The organism is Thermobrachium celere DSM 8682, from assembly GCF_000430995.1.
Taxonomy (GTDB): Bacteria; Bacillota; Clostridia; order Clostridiales; family Caloramatoraceae; genus Thermobrachium; species Thermobrachium celere.
Map to the genome: position 1 here is coordinate 916,024 of NZ_HF952018.1, position 12,714 is coordinate 928,737.

General features: G+C 28.9%; 10 protein-coding genes and 1 other RNA gene. 2 read left to right on the plus strand and 9 right to left on the minus strand.

Features of this window, described 5'->3' with window-relative positions:
* Nucleotides 1-131: 131 nt before the first annotated feature.
* Entirely contained in the window at nt 132-470 is a 339-nt protein-coding gene (locus tag TCEL_RS04980; RefSeq protein ID WP_040683743.1) for an ArsR/SmtB family transcription factor, read from the minus strand.
* Between the two features lie 193 nt (nt 471-663).
* On the opposite strand from TCEL_RS04980, the gene yidA reads away from it, so the two are divergent.
* The gene (yidA, locus tag TCEL_RS04985) at nt 664-1,479 is read left to right on the plus strand and encodes a sugar-phosphatase (protein WP_018661767.1); all 816 of its coding nucleotides are present in this window, start codon (nt 664-666) and stop codon (nt 1,477-1,479) included.
* A gap of 57 nt (nt 1,480-1,536) precedes the next feature.
* Here yidA and rnpB read toward each other — a convergent pair.
* The 6 genes from rnpB to TCEL_RS05010 form a co-directional block, all read right to left on the minus strand.
* Nucleotides 1,537-1,911: RNase P RNA component class A (gene rnpB, locus TCEL_RS12895), an RNA gene on the minus strand.
* Between the two features lie 83 nt (nt 1,912-1,994).
* Nucleotides 1,995-3,095, minus strand: coding sequence for a Nif3-like dinuclear metal center hexameric protein (locus TCEL_RS04990; RefSeq protein ID WP_018661771.1), 1,101 nt, complete (start codon nt 3,093-3,095; stop codon nt 1,995-1,997).
* The gene (locus TCEL_RS04995) at nt 3,080-3,769 is read right to left on the minus strand and encodes a tRNA (adenine(22)-N(1))-methyltransferase (RefSeq protein WP_018661772.1); all 690 of its coding nucleotides are present in this window, start codon (nt 3,767-3,769) and stop codon (nt 3,080-3,082) included. Before TCEL_RS04995 ends, TCEL_RS04990 begins: the two co-directional genes overlap by 16 nt.
* Nucleotides 3,770-3,814: 45 nt before the next feature.
* Nucleotides 3,815-4,939 carry an RNA polymerase sigma factor RpoD gene (gene rpoD / locus TCEL_RS05000; protein ID WP_018661774.1) on the minus strand — a complete coding sequence of 375 codons (1,125 nt, stop codon included), beginning with the start codon at nt 4,937-4,939 and terminating at the stop codon, nt 3,815-3,817.
* Between the two features lie 23 nt (nt 4,940-4,962).
* Nucleotides 4,963-6,750 (minus strand): DNA primase, encoded by a 1,788-nt coding sequence (dnaG, locus tag TCEL_RS05005; RefSeq protein ID WP_018661776.1) that lies wholly within the window; start codon nt 6,748-6,750, stop codon nt 4,963-4,965.
* Nucleotides 6,751-6,881: 131 nt separating this feature from the next.
* A complete protein-coding gene (locus TCEL_RS05010) occupies nt 6,882-7,886 on the minus strand; it encodes a deoxyguanosinetriphosphate triphosphohydrolase (protein WP_018661778.1) in 1,005 nt (334 codons plus the stop codon).
* Nucleotides 7,887-8,066: 180 nt separating this feature from the next.
* Between TCEL_RS05010 and TCEL_RS05015 the strand changes: the two genes are divergently transcribed.
* Entirely contained in the window at nt 8,067-9,119 is a 1,053-nt protein-coding gene (locus TCEL_RS05015) for a CotS family spore coat protein (protein ID WP_018661780.1), read from the plus strand.
* A 24-nt stretch (nt 9,120-9,143) separates the two neighbouring features.
* Here TCEL_RS05015 and ppdK read toward each other — a convergent pair whose 3' ends face one another.
* Complete coding sequence (gene ppdK / locus TCEL_RS05020) at nt 9,144-11,774, minus strand: pyruvate, phosphate dikinase (protein WP_018661782.1); 2,631 nt, start codon at nt 11,772-11,774, stop codon at nt 9,144-9,146.
* Between the two features lie 95 nt (nt 11,775-11,869).
* Entirely contained in the window at nt 11,870-12,505 is a 636-nt protein-coding gene (gene ccpN, locus TCEL_RS05025) for a transcriptional regulator CcpN (RefSeq protein ID WP_198010667.1), read from the minus strand.
* Nucleotides 12,506-12,714: the final 209 nt, after the last annotated feature.

The following is a 12,714-nucleotide window of genomic DNA, read 5'->3' on the forward strand; positions in this document are numbered from 1 at the left end:
CACCACCTTATTAAAAATATTACTATTTTTTTCTACGTATTTCAACAAAAATTTAATTGCAATTTATATATAATTAAACATTGTATTTAATAATATTAAAAATAAAAAATTAAGACTGGCAATTGCCAGTCTTATTCAACTACATCATAAAATATACCGCTGCATTCACAATCATATTTTTTATAAGGACATTCAGCAGGTTTAGTTAAAAGTATATCTATTTCATTTTGCAAAGAATTAAATGTTTCTCTATTTAATGAGTAATATATCCATTTACCTTTTCTAGTTGTATTTAAAAGACCAGAATCACTTAAAATTTTTAAATGGTGTGAAACAGCAGGTTGGCTTAGATTAAGATTTCCACAAATATCACAAACACACATATCACAGCATGCAAGCATTTTAATTATCTTAATTCTATTTTCGTCAGCTAGTGCTTTGAAAATATCTACTATCTTCAAATTTATCACCTTTCCTCAATCATCTTATTTTTATTTTTCTAAAAAACTAAATTAATTATAACATAAAAATAACTTTAGTACAGTCATTATTTAAATTAATCACATACGATTATAAAAAATAATTTTTTAACAAATTATTCATAAAAACATAATCTAAATATTGCTATAATTAATTTGACAAAATAAGATGGAGGTAACGTGTATGTATAAAATGATAGCTCTAGACATGGATGGAACTTTATTAAATGAAAAAAAAGAAATTTCAGAGGCAAATATAGAAGCAATTAAGTTTGCAAGAAAAAAAGGTATAAAAGTTGTATTAGCAACAGGTAGACCAACTAAAGGTATTGAAAAATATTTAAAAGAATTAGATCTTATTGATGATAATGAATACGTTGTTTCATACAATGGAGCTTTAGTTCAAGAAGTAAAGTCAGGAAGGGTTATTACTAAAAATACAATGACATATGAAGATTTAATATATTTGTATGAGTTAAGTAAGGAATTAAAAGTTAATATTCATGCACTAACACTTACGAGTTGTATAACGCCTAAAACAAATGAATATAGTATACTTGAAGCAACAATGAATGATATTCCTCTAGAAGTTATAGATTTTAATGATGTTGATAGAAATACAACTATAGTTAAAATTATGTTTGTTGATCCGGAAGATAATTTAAATAGAGTAATAAAACAATTACCTGAGTCTCTTTATGATAAATATACCATAGTTAGAAGTGCTCCATTTTTCCTTGAATTTTTAAATAAAAAAGTTAATAAAGGCTTTGGAGTTGAATTATTAGCTAAAAAACTTGGTATAAAAAAGGAAGAAATTATATGTGTTGGAGATGCTGAAAACGACATACACATGATAAAATATGCTGGTTTAGGTGTTGCAATGGGGAATGCTTTTCCTGAAGTTAAGAAGATAGCAGACTACATTACAAAAACAAACCAAGAAGATGGTGTAGCACATGTTATAAACAAATTTATAATCAATAGGGAATCAGCTTAGTTAATTTGATATAATAAGACCACTGTGCAGTCTGCACAGTGGTCTTATTTTTATATGTAATTGAGTAAGCCTGTAAGCCGAGTTCTGTCGTGGATGGTCATCTATCTAGGCCTACTGTTGCCAGTAGGCTCAAGCGACACTACCCGAGGGCACGCCGGGCCAGCGCATAAGCCCTCCTATTTGGTCTTGCTCCAGGTGGGGTTTACAGAGCCACACTGTCGCCAGTGTGCTGGTGAGCTCTTACCTCACCTTTCCACCCTTACCACGCAACAATTGTTGCACTCATCAATCATCAGATTGATTGTGGCGGTATATCTCTGTTGCACTTTCCTTAGGGTCGCCCCCACTGGGTGTTACCCAGCACCCTGCCCTATGGAGCTCGGACTTTCCTCTCCCATGATTACTCATGGCAGCGACCATCTAGCTTACTCAATATTCAATTCTTCACCACACGAAAAGATTATATCATCTAAAATATATATTGTAAATAAGAATATATTTACTTTTAAGATATTTTATATGAAATTATATGGTTGTTTAGTATAGATAGTATGAATATCTAATGAATTAAAAGAATTATTCAATAACGTTTTTATATGTTCAATAAAAACTTGTTCCAAGCCAAAATGAGTTGCATCCAATACTACGATATCATCTTCTAATGCTTCTATTGCTACATGATGTTTAACATCACCAGTAATTATTAAATCACAACCTTTATTTTTAGCAATATGGATTAGATCGCCTCCGGCTCCCCCTACTATTGCAACTTTTCTTATCTGCCTTTCAGTATCTCCAATTATAGCAACAAAATTTAGATTTAGTTTTTCTTTTAATTCGTTAGCAACATCTTTAGCTTTTACTGTTTTTTCTAAAATACCTATTCTCCCTATTCCTTTATAAATTTTATTTTCTAACTTAATAATGTCATAAGCAGGTTCTTCATATGGATGGGTTTTTAATAAAGCATTAATAACTTGTTTAAGATCTTTTTCTCTTACAATAGTTTCAATTCTTATTTCATCTACACTCTCCATAATATTCTTGTTGCCAATAAAAGGATTAGATCCTTCTAGAGGTCTAAAGGTACCTTTTCCTCTTAAATTAAATGAACACATGTCATAATTTCCAATATGGCCTGCACCAGCTCTAAAAAGAGCACTGCTTACTTCCTCAGCATAATCAACTGGAACATATACAATCAATTTATATAAGCTTTCAATTTTATTTTGAAGCAATACAGAAATTTCCTTTAAGTTAAGCTTTGTAGCCAATATATCATTCATTCCATTATCATTTATATCATAATTAGTATGTAATGCATATACATTTATATCATTTTTTATCAAATCATATATCATTGACGTAATATAATTTTTCTTATCTATCTTTTTTATTGATTTAAATATAATTGGGTGATGACTTATTATTAAATCAATATTGTTATCTATAGCATATTTTACTGTATCTGTTGTTATATCAAGAGTTATTAAAATTTTATTTACTATTTTATCTTCATAGCCAATTAATAAACCGACATTATCATAATCTTCAGCTAAGCTTAATGGATATAAATTTTCTAAATATGTTGTAATCTCTTTTACTTTAATAGACATTTTTTCACCTCTTCAAAATCAGAAATTAAATTTATTAAATTATCATATTTATCTTTATGCAGATTTCTATCTAGATTGTTTAATATTAATTTTAAGTGGTCTAATTTATATTGAATATATTCAAATGTAGTAGAATTTTGTTTTTTTATGTTTACTGGTCCAATATAAAACTCAGCTTGATTTTTGTATTCGTTTTTGTTCCCATAAGAGACTTTCATTATATGATAATATTTATTATCTTCTTTTATAATATTTTCGTCAATAATTAAAAAATTTAAATTAAAAAGTTCTTGCCTGAGTATTTCTGGGTATTGAACTGGTTGAAGAATAAGGTATTTGCTATTCTTGCTTATTTGGATATCATTTTTGATAATATCAGATATGAGATTTCCGCCCATACCTGAAATCACTATTACATCTGCCTCTCCATTTTTTAATGTTGATAAACCTGGTCCTAATCTAACTTCAATTAAATTTGATAACTCATATTTTTTTATATTTTTTTTTGCTACTTCAATAGGACCAATCTTTATGTCACTTGCTATAGCTTTTTTGCACTTATTTTCTCTTATTGCTTTTATTGGTATATATCCATGATCTGTTCCAATATCAGCTAAACAATTGCATTTTTCAATCATGTCAAAAACAGCTTCTAATCTTTTTGATAATATCATTTCTTTCACTCCTTTAAAAATAAAAGGCCTACAATTGTAAGCCTATTAATCTAAATAATCCTTTAATTTTTTGCTTCTACTTGGATGTCTTAATTTCCTTAGAGCCTTTGCTTCAATTTGTCTTATTCTTTCTCTTGTTACCTTAAATTCTTTACCGACTTCTTCTAGTGTCCTTGCTCTACCATCATCAAGTCCAAATCTTAATCTTAACACTTTTTCTTCTCTTGGAGTTAGAGTATCTAAAACATCCATCAATTGTTCTCTTAACATTGTATATGCTGCAGCTTCAGCAGGTGCTGGAGCATCATCATCTGGTATAAAATCACCTAGATGGCTATCCTCTTCTTCGCCTATTGGTGTTTCAAGCGAAATTGGTTCTTGTGCTATTTTTAAAATTTCTCTTACCTTGTCTTCTTCCATATCCATTTCTTTTGCTATTTCTTCAGCAGTAGGTTCACGGCCTAATTCCTGTAATAACTGTCTAGATACCCTAATTAATTTATTAATTGTTTCAACCATATGAACAGGTATTCTAATTGTTCTTGCTTGATCAGCTATAGCTCTAGTTATGGCCTGTCTTATCCACCATGTTGCATATGTTGAAAATTTATATCCCTTTCTATAGTCAAATTTTTCTACAGCCTTTAATAATCCGAGATTACCCTCCTGTATCAAATCAAGAAAAAGCATACCTCTTCCTACATATCTTTTAGCTATACTTACAACCAATCTTAGGTTTGCTTCTGCAAGCTTCTTTTTAGCTTCCTGATCCCCTTGTTCAATCTTTTTTGCTAATTCTATCTCTTCTTCTGCTGAAAGTAATGGTACTTTTCCAATTTCTTTTAAGTACATTCTAACAGGGTCATCAATACTAATTCCCTCAGGGATTGATAAATCCAAATCTTCCTCTAAAAGTTGATCTGGATTAAAATCATCCATATCCTCTAATACTTCAATACCCATTGACTCTAAAATTTCATAGATCTTATCTATTTGATCAGTAGATAAGTCAATATCACCTAAAGTTTCCATTATTTCTTTATATGTTAAAAATCCCGCCTTTTTACCCCTTTCAATAAGCTCTTTTACTACAGACATTTTAGCGCTCTTTGCTTGATTTGTTTCTGCCTTTTTTTCTTGTTTGTTTTGCTTATTAGTTTCTTTTTTCAAATGTATAACCTCCTTTCAAAGGCCTATATATGTTCTAACTCCTTTTGGAGCGCTACTAAACGTTGCATAAGATCAATGGATTTTTGTATATTGTTTTCCTTTTCACAATTTTTAATTTCATTTTTCAGATGGTTTATTTTTTCTTCAATAGAGTAACGTTTTATTGTTTTAATTGCATCGCTTATTATTGTATCATCAGAATTACTTAAATTTAGACTATTAATATCATAAGCGAAAACTCGTGCAATATCAGAAATATCTTCAGAATTTTGATATTTTGCCATATACTCGTCCTTATTTATATTTATAGATTCACCTTTTAATAATTTAGAATAAATATCTCTAGCTAAATCTTTATAAACATCTGTAATAAAATCATCTGGTGAAATTTTTGATATTATATTACTAATACTATTGTCATTATAAAGTAAAATTGCTAAAATTAAAGCTTCTGCCTTTTTATATGCAGGTATTAAATTGTAAATATTTCCTTTAATATTATTCCTTAAATTCGGATTATTATTCTTTTCTATTGATAATGTTCTTGATTTGTTTATTTTTTCAATTATTACTGATAATGCAATACCTGTTTCGTTTGATAATTGTTCAGAATAATGATGTATCAGAACATCATCCTTCAACTTAGATAATATGTTTATAACTTGATTAACATACTGAATTTTATCAAATTGATTTTTTAAATTTTTTCCTTCTCTTGCTTTTAAAATTCTATAATCAGTTATATAAATAGCTTCGTCAATTAATTTTTTGAATTCTTCTATACCATAATTATTAACGTATTCATCAGGGTCCTTCCCCTGAGGAATATTTATAACCTTAACATTTAATCCTACTGATTCTAATATTTCTAAACCTCTTAATGTAGCTGCTTGGCCTGCAGCATCTGAGTCGTAACATATATATATATCATTTACATATCTTTTTAATAATTTTGCTTGTTCAAGTGTCAGTGCAGTTCCTAAGGAAGCAACAACATTTTCCAATCCATGTTGGTGCAATTTTATACAATCCATATATCCTTCAACAATTATAATACTGTTTGCACTTTTATTTTTTATTACATAATTCAAACCATATAAATTTTTTCCTTTTTCAAATATTAATGTTTCTGAAGTATTTAAATACTTAGGTTTTGAATCATCAATAACACGCCCACCAAAACCTATCACTCTACCTTTTATGTCAAATATCGGGAACATGATCCTATTTCTAAATCTATCATAAATACCTTTATCAGAATTTATAACTAAGCCAGCAGAAATTATTTCTTCATCCTTAAAACCTAATTTTTTTAAATATTTTAGTAGACTATTCCATTCATTTAAACTAAAACCTAGTCCAAATCTATTAATAATCTTATAATCTATTCCTCTTGACAATAAATAATTAACTGCCACTTTTGAAGCTTTTAAATTTTTATAAAAGAATCTTGCTGCTTCTAAATTTGCTTTATATAATCTTTCTTTATACTTAGTGTTTTCATCTTTTTTATCATTAAGATCAATATTAATATCAGCACGTTCAGCTAAATATAAAACTGCATCTTTAAATTCTAAATTTTTTATTTTCATTATAAAACCAATTACATTTCCTGCTGCTCCACATCCAAAACAATGAAAAAGTTGTTTGTCTGGAGAAACACTTAGGGACGGGCCTCTGTCGTTGTGAAATGGACAAACTCCAACATAGCTTCTCCCTACTTTTTTTAAATTAATATAATCAGAAATAACATCAACAATGTCATTATATTCAATTACCTTTGAAATTATTTCATCAGGAATTCTTCCCATCTTATCACCTTAATATTTCTACAAATTAAATCAAATTCCTTCTTAAAATTGTTATTAAACGCATATCATCACATGACACAATACAATATTATTCGACATTTAATCTTATATTCCTTCTCGTTAACAAAAAATTAATATATTTTCCCCCATGATAGTGGTATATAAATATTAATAAATTCATTTATTGCATATCTATCAGTCATACCAGCTATAAAATCACAAACTACTCTTTCTTTTCCCCATTCTTCGATTCTATTTATAAATTCAGTAGGCATTTTATTTGGATTATTATAGTAATATTCATACAACGCTTGAATCATTTTTATAGCCTTTTCTTCTTCTTGCTTTGCTTTTGATCCTATATAAACATTTTTAAACATAAAATCTCTAAGCTCCCATGTTGCTTGACCTATTTCTCCAACTAAAGCTACAACTCCAAATTTTATTGCATGCTCGATAACAGCTGTAATCATTTTATTAATTCTTTCAGAATGTCCCTTTCCTAAAACTTTAATGCATTCCTTAGGTAAATCATCTATTGTAATAATACCTGCTCTTATTGCATCATCTATATCATGATTAATATAGGCTATTTTATCAGCTAATTTTACAACTTTTCCTTCATTTGTCTCAGCTTCTAAATTTGAAGAATGGCATAGTATACCATTTCTGACCTCATAAGTTAAATTTAACCCTGTTCCTTTTTCTAAAAAATCTACAACCCTTAAACTTTGTTCATAATGTTTAAAACCACAACTTGCTATTTTATTAAGAACATTTTCACCTGTATGGCCAAAGGGTGTATGTCCTAAGTCATGTCCTAATGCTATAGCTTCAGTCAAATCTTCATTTAAACCAATAGCTCTAGAAATTGTTCTTGCAATTTGAGCAACTTCCAATGTATGTGTAAGTCTTGTTCTGTAGTGATCACCTTCTGGTGCAATAAATACTTGAGTTTTATGTTTTAATCTCCTAAAAGCCTTCGAATGAATGATCCTATCTCTATCTCTTTGAAATTCTGTTCTAATATTACATTTTTCTTCAAACTTAAGTCTTCCTTTTGTATATTTACTTTTGGTAGCAAGAGGTGAAAGTATTTTTTCTTCTAATTGTTCGTAATGCTCTCTTATATTCATAAATACCACCACTTTTAAATTATACTATTCATATTTAATATACAACAAAAAAATGAAATACCCTTCTTAATCAAATAATTAATTTTATTCTAATAATTTTATTATTTTAGTAAAAAAGCATAATTATTCTATTATTTAGACTTAAATCATATAATTTACTGTAAATAAAGGGGTGATATTATGGAATATGAAATTGTTAATAAACAGACAACAACTTATACTGCCGAAGATATAAAAAATGTTCTAAACTATTATCCTTATGAAATTACAAAAATTGAAAATATAAAAATTAAAGATTCTGATAAGCCACGTGCTGTTTATAAAGTCTATACTAATAATGGTATAAAATGCTTAAAAAAAATGTATTATGACAAAGAAGTTCTGCTGTTCATTTATTCCATAATTGAATGGCTAAATTATCACGGAATAAAATGTCCAAGATTTCTAAAAACTAAAAATGGATTAAGATACGTTTATTATAAAGGAAATTATTTTGTTTTAATGGATTGGATTGATGGTAGAAAATGTGATTATGATAATATTGAAGATGTTAAAGATGCTTCTAAAAACTTAGCTAAGATTCATAATGCTACAAAGAATTTTAGAAGCATTAGTGGTAGTAAAGTTATTTATGAAGATAAAGATATTTACGATAGTTATTCAAAACATTTCTTGCAACTTCTAGATTCTGCAAATAAAGCCTTTTATTACAAGGACAGTTTTTCCAAACTATTTATTGAATATGCTGACTATTACATAGAAAGTGCAAAGGATTCTATATATTTATTATCTCAAATAGATTTTAGCAACGATAATGTTAGAACTTCTCTGTGTCACTATGATTATGTAAACAAAAACATTATATTTTCACAAAACGACATTTATATAATTGATTTTGATAAAGCAAAAATTGATTATTCAATTAATGATTTTTATGTATTTATAAAAAGAATAATGAAAAGAAAAAATACTTCTTGGAATTTTGAAATTTTCAAAACAGCACTTGAAAGTTATGAAAGCATACGTCCATTAAATCAAATAGAATTTAAGTTATTGATTGCACAGTTGATGTTTCCTAATAAAATATGGAAATTAACAAGAGATTACTATAAGAACATTCAACATTGTAATAAAAAAGCTTTTTATAGAATTTTAAAAGAACTGGTTAGTCAAAAAAACAATCATCAGCAATTTATGTTAAATATATTTGATTATTTTAATAACAAATATTAAAGGGGCCTAAAAGCCCCTTTTTAATTACCTTGGATTTTTAACTTGTGCCTGAGCTGCTGCAAGTCTAGCTATTGGAACTCTAAAAGGTGAACAGGATACATAATCTAATCCAACATTATGGCAGAATTCAACTGATGTAGGTTCTCCACCATGTTCTCCACATATACCTAACTTAATATCTTGTCTTGTTTGTTTACCTAATTCACATGCCATCTTTACAAGTTTTCCTACACCAGATTGATCTAGTTTTTGGAATGGATCATATTCAAAAATCTTTTTATCATAATAATCCTTTAAGAATTTGCCAGCATCATCTCTTGAGAATCCAAATGTCATTTGTGTTAAATCATTTGTACCAAATGAGAAGAATTCAGCTTCCTTTGCTATTTCATCTGCTGTTAACGCTGCTCTTGGAATTTCAATCATTGTTCCAACTTTGTATTGTAAATCTACATTTTCTCTCTTTATTATGTCATTGGCTACTTTTACAATTACATCTTTAACATACTTTAGCTCTTTAACATCACCAACTAGTGGAATCATTATTTCTGGTACAATATTATAGCCTAATCTCTTCTTAACATCTATTGCTGCTTCTATTATTGCTCTTGTTTGCATTTCAGCAATTTCTGGATATGTAACAGCTAATCTACAACCTCTATGGCCTAGCATTGGATTAAATTCTTTTAGACTATCAACAGTTGCTTTTAATTCTTCATATGAAATACCCATATTTTCAGCTAATTCTCTTATATCTTCATCTTCTTGTGGTAAAAACTCATGTAAAGGTGGATCAAGTAATCTTATTGTAACAGGTCTGTCTTGCATAGCTTCATATATACCTATAAAGTCTTGTTTTTGCATTGGTAGTAGTTTATCTAATGCTTTTCTTCTTTGTTCTTCTGTTTTTGCAACAATCATTTCTCTTACAGCAGGTATTCTGTCTTCATCAAAAAACATATGTTCTGTTCTACATAAACCTATACCTTCAGCACCAAATTTTACAGCTTGAGCTGCATCTCTTGGTGTATCTGCATTAGTTCTAACTTTTAATTTGCGTATACTATCTGCCCATTCCATGAATGTTCCAAAATAACCTGTAATTTCAGGTTCTACTGTTTTTATTTTTTGTCCATAAACTTTTCCTGTGCTACCGTCAATTGATATGTAATCTCCTTCTCTTATAACGATATCTCCTACTGTAAAATATTTACCTTCTTCATTAATTTTAATATCTCCACAGCCTGCAACACAACATTTACCCATACCTCTTGCAACAACAGCTGCATGTGATGTCATACCACCTCTTGCAGTTAATATACCTTCAGCAGCAACCATACCTTCTATATCTTCTGGTGATGTTTCTGTTCTAACAAGTATAACTCTTTCACCTAATTGTCTTCTTTGTTTTGCTTCTTCAGCTGTAAAATATACCTTTCCACATGCAGCACCAGGTGAAGCTGGTAATCCTTTTGCAATTTCTTTAGCTTTCTTTAACTCTTCTTGATCAAACATTGGATGTAACAATTGATCAAGTTGTTTTGGTTCAACCTTTAACATTGCTTCTTCTTTTGTTATTAGTCCTTCTTCAACCATTTCAACTGCAATTCTTAAAGCAGCTTGTGCTGTTCTCTTACCATTTCTTGTTTGTAAGAAATAAAGTTTTCCTTGTTCTATTGTAAATTCCATATCTTGCATATCTTTGTAGTGCTTTTCAAGTATATGTGCAATTCTAACAAATTCGTCATAACACTCTGGCATTACCTCTTTTAATGTTTCAATGCTTTGTGGTGTTCTTATTCCTGCAACTACATCTTCACCCTGTGCATTTATTAAATACTCACCAAATATTTTATTTTCACCTGTCGATGGATTTCTTGTAAATGCAACTCCTGTACCTGAAGTTTCTCCCATATTACCAAAAACCATCATTTGAACATTTACTGCTGTACCCCAATCACTAGGTATATCGTTTAACTTTCTATAAACAATAGCCCTTGGATTGTTCCAAGAACGAAATACTGCCTTAACAGCTTCTAAAAGTTGAACTTTTGGATCACTTGGGAATTCTTCGCCTTTTTCTTTTCTATATAATTCTTTATATCTCTTTACTACTTCCTTTAAATTTTCTGCTGTTAAATCTGTATCATATTTTGCATTGTTTTGTTCCTTAATCTCATCTAGTATATTCTCAAACAAATTTTTGTCAATTTGCATTACAACATCACTAAACATTTGAATAAATCTTCTGTAGCTATCATATGCAAATCTTTCGTTATTAGTTAATTTTGCAAGTCCCTCAACAGTTTCATCATTTAATCCTAAGTTTAAGATAGTATCCATCATACCTGGCATTGATGCCCTTGCACCAGATCTAACTGATACTAACAATGGGTTTGTAGGATCGCCAAACTTTTTTCCTGAAATTTTTTCTAATTTTTCCAAGTGTTCGAAAATTTGCTCTACGATGTCGTCCCCTATTACCTGACCATCCTCATAATATCGAGTACATGCTTCTGTTGTAACTGTAAAACCTGGTGGCACAGGTAGCCCTATGTTTGTCATTTCAGCAAGATTTGCCCCTTTACCTCCTAATAAATTCCTCATACCTGCATTACCTTCACTAAAAAGGTAAACATATTTTTTTTGATTCATGTTGACAACCCCCTGTCTTTTTGCTTTATATTAATTTTTATTTTTGCCAAACCCACTGGGTCAATTTATGACCCGCATTTTAAAAAGACCCCTTCTTATCTACCTTCCCCTAACTTGACAAATAACTTAGTTATATTAGTTTTTGAAACCTTACCTGTTATTTTATAAACCTCTTTGCCATCATCCAATATTACTTTTTCTACAACAGGTAAACTATCTACTTCATGTTCTATAATTTTTTTAGCCGCATCATATGCTAAATCATCATCAGTTACAGTTATTATATTAGGCATTCTTGTCATTATTATTCCAACTGGTACTTTGTGTATATCAGAATTTCCCATTGCAATTTTTAAAAAATCTTTTCTAGATACAGCACCAGTTAAATATCCATTATTCACTATAAAGATTGTACCTGCATCATTTAAAAATAATTGTACAATTGCATCATAAACAGTTGTATCTTCTGTAACAATTGCTGGCTTAGATTTAATTTCTGATACTTTTATATCTTTAATTGCTTCAAAAATTAAGCTATTACTACTCTTTTTTGAATATAAGTAACCAACCTTAGGCCTAGCTTCAAGTATACCAGTCATAGTTAAAATTGCTAGATCGGGTCTTAATGCTGCCCTTGTAACATTTAGCATTTCAGCTAATTTTTCACTTGTTATAGGTTGATTTTTCTTTACTATTTCAATTATTTCCTCTTGTCTTTTTGTTAGTTTAATAATAATCACCCTCTCTGCATTTATTATACATAAATACACCTAATATTATATATTATTATATAAATGCAGAGAAATAATTACAATATATTTTATATAAAAACAGCAAATTGTAATAAAATTTTGTATATTATAATAAATTGTTAAATTCTTGTATTATTAGTATATTTTATCTTTATGTATATTTTATCACTTATACATAATTTTTCAAT

Bases quoted from the DNA above. Each gene is read 5' to 3' on its own strand.
- dnaG (WP_018661776.1), bottom strand. From the start codon at position 6,750: ATGGGAAGAATTCCTGATGAAATAATTTCAAAGGTAATTGAATATAAT.
- yidA (WP_018661767.1), top strand. From the start codon at position 664: ATGTATAAAATGATAGCTCTAGACATGGATGGAACTTTATTAAATGAA.
- TCEL_RS05010 (WP_018661778.1), bottom strand. From the start codon at position 7,886: ATGAATATAAGAGAGCATTACGAACAATTAGAAGAAAAAATACTTTCA.
- TCEL_RS04990 (WP_018661771.1), bottom strand. From the start codon at position 3,095: ATGTCTATTAAAGTAAAAGAGATTACAACATATTTAGAAAATTTATAT.
- ppdK (WP_018661782.1), bottom strand. From the start codon at position 11,774: ATGAATCAAAAAAAATATGTTTACCTTTTTAGTGAAGGTAATGCAGGT.
- TCEL_RS04995 (WP_018661772.1), bottom strand. From the start codon at position 3,769: ATGATATTATCAAAAAGATTAGAAGCTGTTTTTGACATGATTGAAAAA.
- TCEL_RS05015 (WP_018661780.1), top strand. From the start codon at position 8,067: ATGGAATATGAAATTGTTAATAAACAGACAACAACTTATACTGCCGAA.